This window comes from Paraburkholderia youngii, from assembly GCF_013366925.1.
GTDB lineage: Bacteria > Pseudomonadota > Gammaproteobacteria > Burkholderiales > Burkholderiaceae > Paraburkholderia > Paraburkholderia youngii.
Map to the genome: position 1 here is coordinate 4,694,234 of NZ_JAALDK010000001.1, position 16,351 is coordinate 4,710,584.

The 16,351-nt window shown below is 65.0% G+C and carries 14 protein-coding genes; 2 read left to right on the forward strand and 12 right to left on the reverse strand.

Features of this window, described 5'->3' with window-relative positions; translation table 11 throughout:
* Positions 1-3: 3 nt before the first annotated feature.
* The 5 genes from G5S42_RS21495 to G5S42_RS21515 form a co-directional block, all read right to left on the reverse strand.
* A complete protein-coding gene (locus G5S42_RS21495; RefSeq protein WP_176108639.1) occupies positions 4-744 on the reverse strand; it encodes a 3-ketoacyl-ACP reductase in 741 nt (246 codons plus the stop codon).
* Between the two features lie 227 nt (positions 745-971).
* Complete coding sequence (locus G5S42_RS21500; protein ID WP_176108640.1) at positions 972-2,153, reverse strand: acetyl-CoA C-acetyltransferase; 1,182 nt, start codon at positions 2,151-2,153, stop codon at positions 972-974.
* A gap of 179 nt (positions 2,154-2,332) precedes the next feature.
* A complete protein-coding gene (phaC, locus tag G5S42_RS21505) occupies positions 2,333-4,138 on the reverse strand; it encodes a class I poly(R)-hydroxyalkanoic acid synthase (protein WP_176110586.1) in 1,806 nt (601 codons plus the stop codon).
* A 600-nt stretch (positions 4,139-4,738) separates the two neighbouring features.
* Positions 4,739-5,602, reverse strand: a complete 864-nt coding sequence (gene pgeF, locus G5S42_RS21510; protein WP_176108641.1) for a peptidoglycan editing factor PgeF — start codon at positions 5,600-5,602, stop codon at positions 4,739-4,741.
* On the reverse strand, positions 5,599-6,849 hold the full coding sequence (locus G5S42_RS21515) for an RluA family pseudouridine synthase (RefSeq protein WP_176108642.1): 1,251 nt from the start codon (positions 6,847-6,849) through the stop codon (positions 5,599-5,601). Before G5S42_RS21515 ends, pgeF begins: the two co-directional genes overlap by 4 nt.
* A 38-nt stretch (positions 6,850-6,887) precedes the next feature.
* On the opposite strand from G5S42_RS21515, the gene G5S42_RS21520 reads away from it, so the two are divergent.
* On the forward strand, positions 6,888-7,748 hold the full coding sequence (locus G5S42_RS21520) for an outer membrane protein assembly factor BamD (RefSeq protein ID WP_176108643.1): 861 nt from the start codon (positions 6,888-6,890) through the stop codon (positions 7,746-7,748).
* A gap of 93 nt (positions 7,749-7,841) precedes the next feature.
* On the opposite strand, the gene rlmD is transcribed toward G5S42_RS21520, so the two are convergent.
* The 6 genes from rlmD to surE all read right to left on the reverse strand — a co-directional run bounded on the left by rlmD (position 7,842) and on the right by surE (position 14,232).
* On the reverse strand, positions 7,842-9,272 hold the full coding sequence (rlmD, locus tag G5S42_RS21525; protein WP_176108644.1) for a 23S rRNA (uracil(1939)-C(5))-methyltransferase RlmD: 1,431 nt from the start codon (positions 9,270-9,272) through the stop codon (positions 7,842-7,844).
* A gap of 153 nt (positions 9,273-9,425) precedes the next feature.
* Entirely contained in the window at positions 9,426-10,202 is a 777-nt protein-coding gene (locus G5S42_RS21530; protein ID WP_176108645.1) for a 3'-5' exonuclease, read from the reverse strand.
* 4 nt (positions 10,203-10,206) lie between these two features.
* On the reverse strand, positions 10,207-11,295 hold the full coding sequence (gene rpoS, locus G5S42_RS21535; protein ID WP_176108646.1) for an RNA polymerase sigma factor RpoS: 1,089 nt from the start codon (positions 11,293-11,295) through the stop codon (positions 10,207-10,209).
* Positions 11,296-11,306: 11 nt separating this feature from the next.
* Complete coding sequence (locus G5S42_RS21540; protein WP_176108647.1) at positions 11,307-12,257, reverse strand: peptidoglycan DD-metalloendopeptidase family protein; 951 nt, start codon at positions 12,255-12,257, stop codon at positions 11,307-11,309.
* A gap of 5 nt (positions 12,258-12,262) precedes the next feature.
* Positions 12,263-13,477 carry a protein-L-isoaspartate(D-aspartate) O-methyltransferase gene (locus G5S42_RS21545; RefSeq protein WP_176108648.1) on the reverse strand — a complete coding sequence of 405 codons (1,215 nt, stop codon included), beginning with the start codon at positions 13,475-13,477 and terminating at the stop codon, positions 12,263-12,265.
* Positions 13,474-14,232, reverse strand: a complete 759-nt coding sequence (gene surE, locus G5S42_RS21550; protein ID WP_013089351.1) for a 5'/3'-nucleotidase SurE — start codon at positions 14,230-14,232, stop codon at positions 13,474-13,476. Before surE ends, G5S42_RS21545 begins: the two co-directional genes overlap by 4 nt.
* A gap of 225 nt (positions 14,233-14,457) precedes the next feature.
* Here surE and G5S42_RS21555 point away from each other — a divergent pair, with 225 nt between their 5' ends.
* Positions 14,458-15,432, forward strand: coding sequence for an NADPH:quinone oxidoreductase family protein (locus G5S42_RS21555; RefSeq protein WP_176108649.1), 975 nt, complete (start codon positions 14,458-14,460; stop codon positions 15,430-15,432).
* Between the two features lie 78 nt (positions 15,433-15,510).
* On the opposite strand, the gene G5S42_RS21560 is transcribed toward G5S42_RS21555, so the two are convergent.
* Positions 15,511-16,335 (reverse strand): ABC transporter permease, encoded by an 825-nt coding sequence (locus G5S42_RS21560; protein ID WP_176108650.1) that lies wholly within the window; start codon positions 16,333-16,335, stop codon positions 15,511-15,513.
* Positions 16,336-16,351 lie beyond the last annotated feature (16 nt).

Genomic DNA, 16,351 nt, shown 5'->3' on the forward strand with positions numbered 1-16,351 from the left:
GGCTCAGCCCATATGCAAGCCGCCGTTCAGCGAAAAATCTGCGCCGGTGGCGAAGCCCGATTCGTCCGACGCGAGCCATGCGACGATCGAGCCGATTTCGTCCGGCTGACCGAGGCGGCGCACCGGAATCGTCGCGACGATTTTTTCCAGCACGTCCGGGCGGATGGCCTTGACCATGTCGGTGCCGATGTAGCCCGGCGACACGGTGTTGACCGTCACGCCCTTGGTCGCGACTTCCTGCGCGAGCGACATCGTAAAGCCGTGGATGCCTGCCTTAGCAGTCGAATAATTGGTTTGGCCGAACTGGCCCTTCTGGCCGTTCACCGACGAAATGTTGATTACGCGGCCAAAGCCACGCTCGACCATGCCGTCGATCACCTGCTTGGTGACGTTGAACAGGCTCGTCAGGTTGGTGTCGATCACCGCGGTCCAGTCTTCGTGCGTCATCTTGCGGAACACAACGTCGCGCGTGATGCCGGCATTGTTGACCAGCACGTCGATCTCGCCGACTTCGGCCTTGACCTTGTCGAACGCGGCCTTGGTCGATTCCCAGTCGCCGACGTTGCCCTCGGAGGCGACGAAGTCGAAGCCAAGCGCTTTCTGCTCGTCGAGCCACTTTGCACGGCGCGGCGAATTCGGGCCGCAGCCCGCGATCACCTTGAAGCCTTCCTTGTGCAGACGCTGGCAGATGCTTGTGCCGATGCCGCCCATGCCGCCCGTTACGTACGCAATTCGCTGTGTCATAAACCACACTCCGTTATCGTTGTCGAGGCGCCTGCCGGCGGCCTCGTGCCTCGCCTGATGCTGGTTCACGTTGCCGCCGGGCGACCGTCTGGCAACGCGCGCTGCCGGCCCGAGTCATCTGTTGCAGCGCGCCCCACCGCCAGTTGGCGTGCGGCGCGGCCAGATGGCTGTGCCGGCGAAGGCCACGCGCGAACGGTCGCGGTCGCGCGCGGCGTACCCAGCGTACTTTAAACTCGCTCGACCGCGAGCGCGACACCCATGCCGCCGCCGATACACAACGACGCCAGACCCTTCTTCGCATCGCGCTTCTGCATTTCGTGCAGCAGCGTAACGAGAATCCGGCAGCCGGACGCGCCGATCGGGTGGCCGATCGCGATCGCGCCGCCGTTCACGTTGATCTTCGACGTGTCCCAGCCCATCTGCTTGTGCACGGCGAGCGCCTGTGCGGCAAACGCTTCGTTGATTTCCATCAGGTCGAGGTCGGCCGGCGTCCAGCCCGCGCGCTCGAGGCAGCGGCGCGAAGCCGGCACCGGGCCCATGCCCATCACCTTCGGATCGACACCCGCGTTCGCGTACGCCTTGATGCGCGCGAGCGGCGTGAGACCGAGCGCTTCCGCTTTCTTCAGCGACATCACGAGCACCGCGGCCGCGCCGTCGTTCAGGCCCGACGCATTCGCCGCCGTGACCGTGCCTTCCTTCGAGAACGCCGGCTTCAGGCCCGCGAGCGATTCGGCCGTCACGCCGTGACGCACGAATTCGTCGGTGGCGAAGCGCAGCGGCTCGCCCTTGCGTTGCGGAATCTCGACCGGCACGATTTCGTCGTTGAAGCGCCCTGCCTTCTGCGCGGCTTCCGCCTTGTTCTGCGACAGCGCCGCGAACGCATCCTGCTGTTCGCGCGTGATGTCGTGTTCCTTCGCGACGTTCTCAGCCGTCACGCCCATGTGGTACTGGTTGTAGACGTCCCACAGGCCGTCGACGATCATCGAGTCGATCAGCTTCGCGTCGCCCATGCGGAAACCATCGCGCGAACCCGGCAGCACGTGCGGCGCGGCGCTCATGTTTTCCTGGCCGCCTGCGACGACGATGTCCGCATCGCCGGCGATGATCGCGTTGGCCGCGAGCATCACGGCCTTCAGACCCGAGCCGCAAACCTTGTTGATCGTCATGCCGGGCACGGCCGACGGCAAACCCGCCTTGATCAGCGCCTGACGCGCGGGGTTCTGACCGGAGCCCGCCGTCAGCACCTGGCCCAAGATAACTTCGCTCACCTGTTCCGGCTTCACGCCGGCCCGTTCGAGTACGGCGCGCACCGCGACCGCTCCGAGTTCAGGTGCGGCAACCTTCGCCAGCGACCCACCAAACTTGCCCACTGCAGTACGAGCGGCCGATACGATCACAACATCAGTCATTTCCATATCCTCAGGGCATCCCGGCAAACCGCGCCGCAGCCCGTTACGTTAAAAATTGCGTCGCAACTTGCGTTGCTCTCACGCCTTCATCAACCAGACGCTCATTCACCTGCCAAACACCTATGCACCGGCCGACTGCACAGCAACTTCGAACGCGCGCGTCGGCCCGTGCGTGAAACCTACTCCCTCTGCCGCACGTAGCGGCCCGGCGCCGGCTCGATGACCGGGAATTCGTCGGAGCCCAGCGTGGCGCGCGGCTTCACCTTCTTGCCGCCGTACTGATCGAGCCAGTCGGTCCATTCGGGCCACCAGCTGCCGGGCACTTCCGTCGCCGCTTCGAACCATTCGTCCGCGCTTGCAGGCAGCGTCTTCGCGTCGCTCTCGAGCTTCCAGAAACTGCGCTTTTTCTTCGCGGGCGGATTGATCACGCCCGCGATATGACCCGACGCGCCGAGCACGAACTTCAGCGGTCCCGTGAGCAGCGGCGCGGACGCATACGCGGTTTGCCACGGCACGATATGGTCTTCGCGCGAACCGTAAATGAAGGTCGGCACGTCGATCTTCGACAGATCGATCGGCTCGCCGCAGGTGGTCAGCGCACCCGGCTCGCGCAGCTTGTTCTCCAGATACGTGTTGCGCAGATACCAGACGTACATCGGCCCCGGCACACTGGTCGAGTCGCTGTTCCAGTACAGCAGGTCGAACGGCACCGGCGTACGGCCCTTCAGGTAGTTGTCGACGACGTAGTTCCACACGAGGTCGTTCGGGCGCAGGAACGAGAACGTGTTCGCGAATTCGATGCCGCGCATCAGCCCCGGCGGCGCACCGTTCTTGCCGCCGATGGTCTGCTCGCGCATCTGCACGTGCGCCTCGTCGACGAACACGTCGAGCACCCCCGTGTCGGAGAAGTCGAGCATCGCAGTGAGCAGCGTCATCGACGCGGCCGGATGTTCGCCGCGCGCCGCGGCCACCGCGAGCGCGGTGGCGAGCAATGTGCCGCCGATGCAGAAGCCGAGCGTATTGATCTGCTCGCGGCCGCTGATCTGGCGCACGGTGTCGATCGAAGTGAGCACGCCCTCGGCGATGTAGTCGTCCCACGTCTTGTGCGCGATCGACTGATCGGCGTTGCGCCACGAAATCAGGAATACCTGGTGGCCCGAATCGAGCCCGTGCGCGACGAGCGAGTTTTCGGGCTGCAGGTCGAGGATGTAGTACTTGTTGATGCACGGCGGCACGATCAGGAGTGGCCGCTCGCGCACGGTCGCCGTGCGCGGCTTGTACTGGATCAGCTGCAGCAGATCGTTCTCGAACACGACCGAGCCTTCGGTGTTCGCGAGGTTCTCGCCGACCGCGAAACGCGATTCGTCGGTTTGAGAAATCTTGCCTCGCTGCATGTCGCCGAGCAGGTTCATCACACCCTGGCGCAGGCTCTCGCCCTTGCTGTCGAGCAGCGTTTTCTGCGCTTCGGGATTCAGCGCGAAGAAGTTGCTCGGCGAGGCCGCCGCAGTCCACTGCTGGACCGCGAAGCGAATGCGCTCGCGGGTTTTCGGCTGGGTATCGAGCGCGTCGACCATCTGCTGCAGATAGCGCGCGTTCAGCAGATACCACGCGGCGGTGAACGCGTAGGCCGGCGCCTGACTCCAGGCGTCCGCGCTAAAGCGCCGGTCCTTGAGCTCGGGCGCCTTGATCGCCGACGTGGTGGCCTGCTGGATCAGTTCCATCGCCTCGCGCGAATAGTCGGTTTGCAGCTTCTGCAAACGCTCGGGCGGAATCGCGGCGGTGGGAATGTTGAGCCCCGGCAGCGCGCCGACGGCCAGCTTGCTGAAGTCGGGCATGCCGGGAAATGCCGGGATTTGCGGAAAGCCCGCCGTGATCTGCGCGAGGTCCGGCATCTGCGGCATTGAAGGCATCTGGAATGCCGCGCCATTGGGCGGACCGCCGAACGAACGCCAGGCGTTCATCCAGGCGTCGAGAAATTGCTGCATGCCTGCGGCCGACGATGCACCGCTCGTACCGGCCTGCTGCGTCTGCTCCTTCGAGGAGTCCGTGCTGGGGGAAGCTGAGGAATGAGATGCTGCCATGCCTGCTTTTGACCGGTAAGTCCTTGCGGACGGGTTGAGAGGCAGGTTCGTGCGCACGGAGCGATTGCTCGCGACTTCGTCACACCCTGTCTCATGAACGAGGAGGAGCTTAGAAGGAACATTCTTGCTCCCCATCACAAGGCATGTCAATGCTTGTTCCCGATTTTGCCGCGGTGCGATATTTTTTTAATTATCGTTTTCCCTGTATGGCAAATCGCGCTTTTGCGAATAAATGTTCCATGCCGCACGCGGATCGAAAAAAGTCCAACGGCGCATGGCACTTAAGCGTATTTGTCCGTTCGCTCGCCCGCAGAGCAGGCGGGGGATTCCCGCTATCGGCAATCCTTCCGGCAGTGCAACAAAAAATGTGCTTGAAGGCCGGCGGAAGGCCTTCAGTGACGGACCTGCCGTGCCATTCGTGAATCTCGAACCGGTGCGCATTCACGCAGAATGAAACTACCGTTCGATTCTAAAAATATGACGAGATGCGCGCGCCACCCAGAATCAATCGGCAATTGATTGCGCGTGTTCGTCGATCCAGATCAACGCGGCCATACGGCCGGTTTCGCGGTCACGGCGATACGAATAAAAACGCTCGCGCAGCGTGACCGTGCACAGGTCGCCGCCGCTGATACGCGTAACGCCGAGCCGCTGCAGGCGCAAGCGCGCCAGCGCTGGCAGATTGGCGAGATATTTGCCGGCATTCGCGAGATGTGCGACGAACGCCTTCGCGGTCGCATCGCGTTGTGCGTCGTCGACACCAGTCATGAAGGCGTCACGGACGTCTGCACCGACTTCGAACGCGTTGGGCCCGATCGACGGTCCGAGGTACGCATGCAACTCGGCGGCCGGCACGCCCGCCAGCGCCGCGACCCGCGCGGCGGTCTGCTCGACGATGCCCGCCGCGAGTCCGCGCCAGCCCGCATGCGCGGCGCCGACCGCGCGCCCCGCTTCGTCGCACAACAGCACCGGCATGCAATCGGCCACCATCACGACGCACGCGATGCCCGCGCGATCGGTGACGCTCGCGTCGGCGCGCGCCGGCGCGCCATGCTCGCGCGCGTGCGCGACTGCATCCTCGGCGCGCACGATGCCGGCGCCGTGAATCTGTTCGAGCCACGCGGTTTCGCGAACACCGGTCAGCGCGACGAGCCGTGCGCGATTGCTCGCGACCGCGGCCGGATCGTCGCCGGTCTTCATGCCCAGGTTCAGCCCGCCGGGCTGGTCGGCGCCGTCGCGCCAGCGGCCGAACGGCGCGTCGCTGACGCCGCCGTCGCGCGTGGTCACGAGCGCGCGCACGCGCGGCGAGACGTTCCATGCGGGCTGCACGACATTGGCAAAACCCAGCTCCGGCAGATTGGCGCTCATGCGTGATCGTCCTCGTCGTGGTCGCTGTCTTCATCGTACGCGCCATCGTCGAACGATGCATCGTAGTCCTCGTCCTCGTCATACGCGTCGTCGAACTCCCCGGCGTCGTCGCGACCGAGGCCGAGCGCGGCCGACAATGCCTCGATGTCGGCCGGCACGTCGGCGCGCCATTGCATCGAGCGGCCGGTCTTCGGATGGATCAGGCCGAGCCGCCATGCGTGCAGCGCCTGGCGCGCGAAGCCGTCCGGCAGCGGCGTGACCGAGCGCTTGCCGCGCGCGCGTCCGTAGACGGGGTCTCCGAGCAGCGGATGACCGATATGCGCGCAATGCACGCGAATCTGATGCGTGCGCCCGGTCTCCAGGTCGCAGTGGATCGCCGTGACCGGCTGACGCTGCCAGATCGCCGCGGCCACGCGTCGAAAATGCGTGCGCGCCGGCTTGCCGGCCGCGCCCGTCACCACGGCCATGCGCGTGCGCTCGCGCGGGTCGCGGCCGATCGGCGCGTCGATCGTGCCTCCATCGGGCATGTTGCCCCACACGAGCGCGAGGTAGCGGCGCTTGACCGTGCGCGCCTGCAACTGACGCACGAGGTCGGTCTGCGCCTCGAGCGTGCGCGCGACCACCATCAGTCCCGAAGTCTCCTTGTCGAGCCGATGCACGATGCCCGCGCGCGGCAGACCCGCCGCGGCCTCGCCATAGCGGTAGAGCAGTCCGTTCAGCACGGTGCCGCTCCAATTGCCGGCCGCCGGATGCACGACCATGCCGGCCGGCTTGTTGATGACGACCAGCGTGTCGTCCTCGTAGACGATCTCGAGCGGCACCGGCTCGGGCGTGAAGGCAAGCTGCTCGGGCAGCAGATCGGGCACGAGCTCGATCGTGGCACCGAGCGGCACCGGCTGGCGAATCTTCGCAGGCTTGCCGTCGACACGCACCCGCTGCGCCTCGATCCAGCTTTGCAGACGGCTGCGCGAGAATTCCGGGAATACTTTGGCGAGCACCTTGTCGAGGCGCTCGCCGGCCAGTTCGTCGGGCACCACGACGCTACGCGGCGCTTCGTCGGCCGCGCGCGCGGGTACGGGCGCCGCCGTGGCCGCGGAGCCTTGCGGACCGCTTTCGGCGAGCGCGTCGCCGGCGAAATCGTCATCGAGGGAATCGACGCCCAACGCGTCGGCCGGGTCGGCGCTTACGCTATAATCTTTGTTGCTATTCCCGGCGCCTGCGGTGCCTGGAGTATTTGAGCGGGTCATTGAATCTGGGTCACCTGGACGTAAAGCTAGACTGGAAAATGCGAGCCTTGAACACCATCACTGAAGCGGCGATCAATTTGGCGGCCATCAAGAAGGCGGCCCGGAAAGTGGCCGGATACATTGCGTGCGCCGCGGCCGTCGTCGCTGTTGCGGCTTGCCACGGCCTGCCGGAGAAGACCGACGAAACGGCAACGTGGAACAACAACAAATTATATACGGAGGCGAACGACGCCCTGACCGGTGGTGACTGGGGCAAGTGCGCGAAGTATTTCGAGCTTCTCGAGGGCCGCGACCCGTTCGGCCACTTCGCCCAGCAGGCGCAGATCAACGTCGCGTACTGCAACTGGAAAGACAACGAAAACGCCGCCGCCGACCAGGCCATCGACCGCTTCATCCAGTTGCACCCGGATCACCCGGACATCGCCTACGCGTATTACCTGAAGGGCATGATCCACTTCAATGACGACCTCGGTCTGTTCGGCCGCTTCTCGGGCCAGGACATGAGCGAGCGCGATCCGAAGTCGCTGCGCGAGTCGTATGACGCGTTCAAGGTCGTGGTGGACCGCTTCCCGAACAGCAAGTACGCGCCGGACGCTGCGCAGCGCATGCGCTACATCGTGAACGCGCTGGCATCGCACGAAGTCCACGCGGCGGACTACTACTACCGCCGCGGCGCCTATGTCGCCGCGATCAACCGCGCGCAGCTCGCCTTGCGCGAGTACAAGAACGCGCCGGCCATCGAAGACGCGCTGCACATCATGATTCTGTCGTACCAGAAGCTGAACAACCAGCAACTCGCTGACGACACGCGCCGCGTGCTGGCCGGCACTTTCCCCGACAGCCCGTACGTGACCGGCCACGCACGGCCCGGCACGGCGAAGTCGTGGTGGCAGTTCTGATTCCCCACGCGCCGACGGCACACTGACCGTCGTCTGAAAACGAAAACGCCACGACCTCGGTCGTGGCGTTTTCGTTCATGCGCGCCGCGAGACTCAATCGCGCTCGAACAGCGCAATCGATTCCACGTGCGACGTATGCGGGAACATATTGACGACGCCCGCGCCCACCAGCCGATAGCCGGCCTCATGCACGAGCAGCCCGGCATCCCGCGCGAGCGTGGCCGGCGCGCACGACACGTAGACGATGCGCTTCGGCAGCGGCCCGTTGCCGCTCTGCGCGATCTCCGCGAGCGCCTTCGCGATCGCGAGCGCGCCTTCGCGCGGGGGATCGACCAGGAACTTGTCGAAGTGGCCGAGCGCGCGCAGGTCGTCGGCGGTGACTTCGAACAGATTGCGGCACGCGAACGACGTATGCCCGGCGACGCCATTGAGCTCCGCGTTCGCGAGCGCGCGCTGGGTCAGCACTTCGCTGCCCTCGATACCGACCACTTCCCGCGAAATTCGCGCGAGCGGCAGCGTGAAATTGCCGATACCGCAGAACAGGTCGAGCACGCGGTCCGTGCGCGCCGGCGCCAGCAGGCGCAACGCGCGGCTCACCAGCACACGGTTGATCGCGTGATTGACCTGGGTGAAATCAGTCGGCTTGAACGGCATGCAGATGCCGTATTCCGGCAGCGTGTAGTCGAGCTGCACGTCGAGCGGATAAAGCGGCGTGACTGTGTCGGGACCACCCGGCTGGACCCAGAACTGCACCTTGTGCTCGTCCGCGAACTCGCGCAGCACCTGCTCGTCCGCGGCTGTCAGCGGTTCGAGGTTGCGCACGACGAGCGCCGTGACCGAGGAGCCGACTGCGAGCTCGAGCTGCGGCATACGGTCGTAGATCGACAGCTTGCGGACCATGAAGCGCAGCGGCATCAGCATCGCCGACACATGCGGCGGCAGCACCTCGCAGGTCTTCATATCGGCGATATAGCTGCTCTTCTTCTCGTGAAAGCCGATGCGCATGCCGCCGCGCTCCGGCAGATAGCGCACCGCGAGCCGCGCGCGATAGCGATAACCCCAGGACGGCCCGTGAATCGGCCGGAACACCGTTTCGGGGCGCAGCTTCGCCAGATGCTGCAGGTTGTCCTCGAGCACGCGCTGCTTGACCGCCACTTGCGCGCGCATGTCCAGATGCTGCATCGAGCAGCCGCCGCAGATGTTGAAGTACGTGCATTTCGGCGTCGTGCGGATCACGCTTTCGCGGAACACCTGGACGACTTCGGCCTGTTCGAATTTCGGCTTGCTGCGATGCGTCGAATAACTGACGAGTTCACCCGGCAGTGCGCCTTCGACGAACACAACCTTGCCTGGCGTGCCGTCTTCACTCGCGGTGCGGCCCACGCCGCGCGCTTCCATATCGAGCGAAACGATTTCGATGACCGGTTCGTTGCCGGTAATGACGGGCGCCGGCGCCGGGGCGTGCGCCTTCGCATGCTTCGATGAGCGCCGCGGCGAGCGACGTTGGGGGGCAGTTCGGGACACCTGCGGACTTCCTGACAAACTATGGGGAAAGGCGAGATTGTAGACCAAGCGCCGAGCCTGCCAGTGGCGTGGTCGGGACCACGCCCGGAGCGCGTGTGGATCGCGGCCCGGATTGCGGCGCGGCGCCCCGGCGGACGCACTACTTGCGCGCCGTTACGGCTCGAACGCCGCCAGATACTCGGCCCACTGTGGCGCGGTTTCCAGCGCCAGCGCATTCTTCACGAGGTTGATCTCATCAGCATACTCCGACGGCGAAAAGCCGCCGCGCATCAACTGGAAGCGGCAATACAGCAGATACGTATTGACGACGTCGGTCTCGCAGTAATTGCGGATTTCCTCGATGCGCCCTTGCTGGAACGCCTGCCACACCTGACTGCCGTCCATGCCCATCTTGCCCGGAAAGCCGCACATCTTCGCGAGCGCGTCGAGCGGCGCGTTAGCGCGCGCCTGGTACATTGCCAGCACGTCCATCAGGTCGGTGTGGCGCGCGTGGTAGCGGCTGATGTAGTTGTTCCACTTGAAGTCGCGGTCGTCCTCGCCGAGATCCCAGAACCGGTAGGCCGGGATGCCGTTGACGAGCGCGCGATAGTTGAGCACCGGCAGATCGAATCCGCCGCCGTTCCACGACACGAGCTGCGGCGTGTACTTTTCGATCACACGATAGAACGACTGCACGAGCGTCGCCTCGCCGTCCTCGGGCGTGCCGAGCGAGCGCACGCGAAAACCGTTGTTGTCGCGGAACACGCAGGAAATCGCCGCGACCCGTTGCAGGTGATGCGGCAGAAAATCGCTGCCGGTTTTTTCGCGGCGCGCGGCGAACGCATGCTCGGCGACATCGGCGTCGCTCATCGACGCGGGCAAATCTTCAAGACGGCGGATGCCGGCGACATCGGGAATCGTCTCGATGTCGAAAACAAGAATCGGTGTCATCAGGTCAGAGAACGGCGTCTTTGCGGACACCGTTTGAGGCGAAGAAGCGCTTGAGCCGCACCAGTGCTTCCTGTTGGATCTGGCGCACACGCTCGCGCGTAAGGCCCATTTCGTCGGCCAGCTCCTCGAGCGTGGCGGGCTCGATATGATTCAGACCGAAGCGCCGCTCGATCACATGGCGGTGCTTGTCCGACAAACGCGCGAGCCATGCGCGTGTCAGAGTTTCGAGCTCGCGATGCTGCACCTCGGCGTCTGGCGACTGGCTCTGGTCGTCCGACAGCAAATCGAGCAGGCTGCTCGCCGGATCGAGGTCGAGCGGCGCGTCTAGCGACGCGGTGTGCTCGTTCAGCGCAAGGATGTCGGTGACTTCGTCGGTGGTCTTGCCGGTCAGATAGGCGATGTCATCGATGCTCGCGTCGCGGCGCTCGGCGGCTTCGCCCGAATTCATCGAGTTCTTTTCCAGATGGCGCTTCGCACGCAACACCTGGTTGAGCTCACGAATCACATGCACCGGTAAGCGCACGGTGCGCGCCTGGTTCATGATCGCGCGCTCGATGCTCTGGCGAATCCACCATGTCGCGTAAGTCGAAAAACGGAAGCCGCGAGTCGGATCGAATTTTTCGATTGCGTGCATCAGGCCGAGATTGCCCTCCTCGATCAGATCGAGCAGCGGCACGCCGCGATTCAGATAACCCTTGGCAATGCTGACGACCAGCCGCAGATTGCGCTCGATCATCACCTGCCGCGCTTCGAACTCGCCGGCCTTGGCAAGGCGCGAATATTTCTGCTCTTCCTCGACGGTGAGCAGCGGCTTCACGCTGATGCGGTTTAGATAATGCTGGATCGTGTCGGCCGTGAGTTCGGCCTGCAGCAGTGCGCGGAAATCGTCGGCGTCGGGCACGGCGTCGCCGGTGCTTTCGCGCGCGTCGGAGCCCTCGCTGTCGTCGAGGCCGCTCTGGCGTTCGTCGAGATCGCGCTCCTCGACGATCTCCTCTTCCACTTCCGAAGCGCCGCTTTCGTCCACTGCGGCGGACGTGACTTCGCTGATCGTCTCAGACTCGGCTTGCGGCGGGCGGCGCTTCGATTTCGGCATGGTCGTATCGCTTATTGCGGCGGCAAATACTTCAGTGGGTCGACTGGTTTACCCTGTCGGCGAACTTCGAAATGCAACATCACGCGGTCGGAATCGCTATTGCCCATCTCAGCGATCTTCTGCCCTTTCGTTACCGCGTCCCCCTCTTTTACCATCAAAGCGCGGTTGTGTGCATACGCGGTGAGATAAGTTGCATCATGCTTGATGATAATGAGATTGCCGTAACCACGCAGCCCATTTCCCGCATAGACGACGCGACCATCGGCCGACGCTTTAACCGGCTCGCCCGCGGAGCCGCCGATATTGACGCCTTTGTTGGTCGAGTCGTTGAACGTGTTGAGCAGCGGACCGCGCACCGGCCATGCAAATGCTACGTTGCCCGCCGCCGCGCTGCCGAGCTCGGCGTTCGCCGCAGAGGAATTGGCCGGAGGCGCAGCTACCGCGCCGTTCGCGGGCGTACCGTTCGTCGCGCCGCCGTAGAGCGGCGGCATCGCGGCGCCGACCGCGGCCGGCGCGTTGCTGTTCAGCGGCGCGCTTTGCACCGCGCCCGTGCTGCCGATCGGCGCGGTCGACACGCCCGGCGTCATGGCCGCGGTATTCGCACCCGGCGGCACGACGCGCAGCAGCTGGTCGACTTCGATCTGATTCGGATTGGTCAGGTTGTTCCACGTCGAGATGTCGCGGTAATTCTGGCCGTTTTCGAGCGCAATGCGGTACAGCGTATCGCCCGGCTTCACGCGATAGTAACCGGGCGGCGGCGGACCGAGGGGCACCGCCGGTTGCGCCGCGCCCTGCGCGGTGGAAAGCACGCCGCCACCGGAGCGGTCGACGACGGGCGCCTGGTCGAGCCGGGATGCACAGGCCGTCATCAACAGGGACAAGGCGAGCACGCACACGCTGCGCTGGGTTACGGTCAGGGGGGAATTCGGGGTGGTTCTCTGCATCGCGCGCAACATACTCATCGGTGTCAAATCACTCCGGATTTTAAGGGTACAAAGAAAACGCGATCAAGCCGCGACTCGCGCCATTGCGCGGGCCCGAGGCGCTCGACCAGCGTCAGCACCTGGCTCTGTCCTTCCTGCGAGCCGACCGGCGCAACCAGACGTCCGCCGATCGCAAGCTGCTCGAGCAGCGCCTGCGGAACGTCGAGCCCGGCAGCCGCGATCACGATCGCGTCGAACGGCGCCGCCGACGGCAAACCGAGCCGCCCGTCGCCGTAATGCAGCCGGATATTCGGAATGCGCAGCGGACGCAGATTCGTCTTCGCGCGCTCGGACAGCGGCTTGATGCGTTCAATCGAATAAACCTCGCGCGCGACCTGGCTCAGCACCGCTGCCTGATAGCCGCAACCGGTGCCGATTTCGAGCACCGTGTTCGGCGCGCGCCCGGCCGCCGCGAGTTCGATCATCCGCGCGACCACGGACGGCTTCGAGATGGTCTGGTGATGACCGATCGGCAGCGCGGCATCTTCGTACGCCTGAGCCGCAAGACCCGGATCGACGAACATGTGGCGCGGCACCGCCGCCATCGCGTTCAGCACACGCTGGTCGCTGACGCCATTGGCTCGCAGGCGTTCGACCATCCGTTCGCGAACCCGTTCCGAGGTCAGCGCGAGGGCGTTGTTCATCGCGCTGCTGCTTGCGCCGCCGAATGCGCCGCTCATCGCACCGGCTAGCGCGGCGTTCGACGCGGGTTTCGCGCTTTGCTGCGGTTGCGGCTGAAGTGGTGGTGTCGGACGTGCGCTGTGTGCAGACGCACGCGTCGAGGTTTTGCCTGGCTTGACCGACGACTTCGGTGCTTGCTTGACAGGCTGCCCTACCAATGCGCTGGACAACGAGTTCGCCGTTGTCTTTGCGACTGGCGCGGCCTGCGGCTTCGGCGGCATCCCTCCGGTGCTTCCCGTTGGCGAGCCCAACGTAGCGCTCTGCGTCTTCGCCTGGGGAATCACCTGGGGTCGCGTCGCCGGCGTTGACGTTGTTTGCGCCGCAGCGGAGGTCCTCGCTTGCGCTCGCGCGGCCGCGCCGCCCTGCGTCGGTTTCGCCGACTGCTGCCGCGCATTCAACGCCGCGCTCGCCGCGAGCGCCGCCGCGCGCATCTCCCCCGGACGTCCCTCGGGCCGGCGCGGTTCGCGCACCAGGTCCTCGAGACCTAGCGGAAAGCGCTTCGCGCGCTCGCCGGTCATGAACTGCCGCTCCCGGCGCGTAGCCAGTCGCGCGCCGCGGGCAGCATTTGCGTGTAGGTCAGATCGAGCTGCAGCGGCGTGATCGACACGGCGCCGTTCGCGACCGCGTGGAAGTCCGTGCCTTCGCTCGCGTCGCGCGCCTGGCCCGAGGCGCCGATCCAGTAGATCGGTTCGCCGCGCGGATTGGTTTGGCGGATCACCGGCTGCGACGGATGACGTTTGCCGAGTCGGGTGATCTCCCAGCCGCGCAGTTGGTCATACGGCAGGTTAGGAATATTGACGTTCAGCAGCGGATGTCCCGGCAACGGCCGCTCGAGATAATGCGCGACGATTTCGGCGGCAACGCGCGCCGCGTCTTCGAGATGCACCCAGTCTTTGTCGACCAGCGAAAACGCGATGGCCGGCACGCCGAACATGATGCCTTCGGTGGCGGCCGCGACGGTGCCGGAATACAGCGTGTCGTCGCCCATGTTCTGGCCGTTGTTGATACCCGACACGACGAGGTCCGGTGTGTGGTCGAGCATGCCGGTCAGTGCGATGTGCACCGAGTCGGTCGGTGTGCCGTTCACGTAGTAGAAGCCATTCGCCGAACGCAGGACCGAGAGCGGCCGCCACAGCGTCAGGGAATTCGACGCGGCGCTGCAGTTCTGTTCGGGAGCCATCACGGTGACGTCGGCGATCGGCTTCAGCGCTTCGTAAAGCGCGGCGAGGCCCGGCGCCAGATAACCGTCGTCGTTGCTGAGTAGGATTCGCATGCGCCGATTGTAACCGAGGAAAGATGGCACGCGAACGACATGGTCGGCGTCTCTGCATGGCGCGCACGAGCGTCGTGCGAGCCGGGTTTATTCAGGTGCGCGGAGGCTTGTGCCGAACGCAAGGATGCTGCTTTGAGTCGCAATCCGCAGCGCAATGAATCGTACGGTCGTGCGCTTTGCTTTACACTCGAAACCGTTGCGAACCCTGAACGATATGGAGCCACGATGCGCGCGATTCGCTGCAAACAGTACGGGCCACCCGAGAGCCTGGTCGTCGATAACCTGCCGGATCTCGAACCGCCGCCAGGCCATGTCGTGATCGACGTGAAGTCCGCAGCCGTCAATTTTCCCGACGTGCTGATCATCGAGAACAAATACCAGTTCAAACCGCCGCTGCCGTTCACGCCGGGTTCGGAAGCCGCGGGCATCGTGCGCGCGGTGGGCGAAGGCGTCACGCAGTTCAGGCCCGGTTCGCGCGTGGCCGCGTTCACCGGCTCCGGCGGTTTCGCCGAACAGGCGCTCGCACCCGCCGCAGCCTGCGTGCCGCTCGACGACGATGTGTCGTTCGAACTCGCGGCCGCGTTCACGCTCGCGTATGGCACCTCGCATCACGCGGTGGTCGATCGCGGCGCGCTGCAGCCTGGCGAGACGATGCTCGTGCTAGGCGCGGCCGGCGGCGTCGGGCTGGCTGCGGTCGAAATCGGCAAGGCGCTCGGCGCGCGCGTGATCGCGGCGGCATCGAGCGACGAAAAGCTCGCGACCTGCGTCGAGCACGGCGCGGACGCGACGATCAACTACAGCAGCGAGGATCTGCGCGAGCGCATCAAGGCACTCACCGACGGCAAAGGCCCGGACGTGATCTACGACCCGGTCGGCGGCGTGTATGCGGAGCCGGCGTTTCGCAGCATCGGGTGGAGGGGGCGTTATCTGGTGGTCGGCTTTGCCAACGGCGAGATCCCGAAGCTGCCGCTGAACCTGATGTTGCTCAAGGGCGCGAGCGTAGTCGGCGTATTCTGGGGCGATTTCGCGAGGCGTGAGCCGCAGCGCAACCGCGCGGCATTCGAGCAGATGACCGGCTGGATTCGCGAAGGCAAGCTCAAGCCCTATGTGTCCGCCTGCTATTCGCTCGACGACACCGGCCGCGCGTTGCGCGACATGGCCGAGCGTCGCGTGATCGGCAAGGTGGTCATCACGCCGTAGCGCATCCAATCAGGCAGCATGAAAAACGGCGCGGCGCCCGAAGGCGATTTCGGGCGCCGCGCCGCTTGCGATCCACACTCACAGCTTCTCGGTATCTCCGGTGCGCGGCTGCCACTTCATCAAACGCCGCTCCGCGATCCCGACGATCGCGTCGAGAATCAGCGCGAACGCGGTGAGCACCAGAATGCCCGCGAACACGGTGTTGATGTCGAAGGTGCCTTCGGCCTGCAGGATCAGATAGCCGACGCCGCGCGCCGAGCCCAGATACTCGCCCACCACCGAGCCGACGAACGCCAGCCCCACCGACGTATGCAGGCTCGAAAACACCCAGCTCATCGCGCTCGGCAGATACACGAAGCGCAGCAGCTGTTTGCGGTTCGCGCCGAGCATGCGCGCGTTTGCGAGCACGACCGGGCTCACTTCCTTCACGCCCTGGTAGACGTTGAAGAACACGATGAAGAACACCAGCGTGACGCCGAGCGCGACCTTCGACCAGATGCCGAGGCCGAACCACACGCCGAAGATCGGCGCGAGAATCACGCGCGGCATCGAGTTCGCGGCCTTAACGTACGGATCGAACAGCGCGCTCGCGGTCGGCGCGAGCGCAAGCCACAGGCCGACGCCGAGCCCGATCGCGGTGCCGAACACGAACGCGAGCACGGTCTCGACGAGCGTGATCCACAGGTGCAGATAAATCTCGCCGCTCGTGAACCACTCCCAGATCCGCTGCAGCACTTTCTGCGGCTCGCCGAAGAAGAATGCCGCCTTGTTCGGATCGTCGAAATAGAACGGCGGCACCAGCGTCGGACTCGTCAGCACGTACCACAGCACGAAGCACAGCACGAGCAGCAGCCACTGCCAGATCACCAGATTCGCCCGGTTTGGGCGCAACGTCTTCCACATGACTTGGATTGCCTCG

Excerpts from the sequence above, each read along its gene's own strand:
- G5S42_RS21495 (WP_176108639.1), bottom strand. The coding sequence starts at position 744 with ATGACACAGCGAATTGCGTACGTAACGGGCGGCATGGGCGGCATCGGC.
- G5S42_RS21500 (WP_176108640.1), bottom strand. The coding sequence starts at position 2,153 with ATGACTGATGTTGTGATCGTATCGGCCGCTCGTACTGCAGTGGGCAAG.
- phaC (WP_176110586.1), bottom strand. The coding sequence starts at position 4,138 with ATGCAGCAATTTCTCGACGCCTGGATGAACGCCTGGCGTTCGTTCGGC.
- pgeF (WP_176108641.1), bottom strand. The coding sequence starts at position 5,602 with ATGAGCGCCAATCTGCCGGAGCTGGGTTTTGCCAATGTCGTGCAGCCC.
- G5S42_RS21515 (WP_176108642.1), bottom strand. The coding sequence starts at position 6,849 with ATGACCCGCTCAAATACTCCAGGCACCGCAGGCGCCGGGAATAGCAAC.
- G5S42_RS21520 (WP_176108643.1), top strand. The coding sequence starts at position 6,888 with ATGCGAGCCTTGAACACCATCACTGAAGCGGCGATCAATTTGGCGGCC.
- G5S42_RS21530 (WP_176108645.1), bottom strand. The coding sequence starts at position 10,202 with ATGACACCGATTCTTGTTTTCGACATCGAGACGATTCCCGATGTCGCC.
- rpoS (WP_176108646.1), bottom strand. The coding sequence starts at position 11,295 with ATGCCGAAATCGAAGCGCCGCCCGCCGCAAGCCGAGTCTGAGACGATC.
- G5S42_RS21540 (WP_176108647.1), bottom strand. The coding sequence starts at position 12,257 with ATGAGTATGTTGCGCGCGATGCAGAGAACCACCCCGAATTCCCCCCTG.
- G5S42_RS21545 (WP_176108648.1), bottom strand. The coding sequence starts at position 13,477 with ATGACCGGCGAGCGCGCGAAGCGCTTTCCGCTAGGTCTCGAGGACCTG.
- surE (WP_013089351.1), bottom strand. The coding sequence starts at position 14,232 with ATGCGAATCCTACTCAGCAACGACGACGGTTATCTGGCGCCGGGCCTC.
- G5S42_RS21555 (WP_176108649.1), top strand. The coding sequence starts at position 14,458 with ATGCGCGCGATTCGCTGCAAACAGTACGGGCCACCCGAGAGCCTGGTC.
- G5S42_RS21560 (WP_176108650.1), bottom strand. The coding sequence starts at position 16,335 with ATGTGGAAGACGTTGCGCCCAAACCGGGCGAATCTGGTGATCTGGCAG.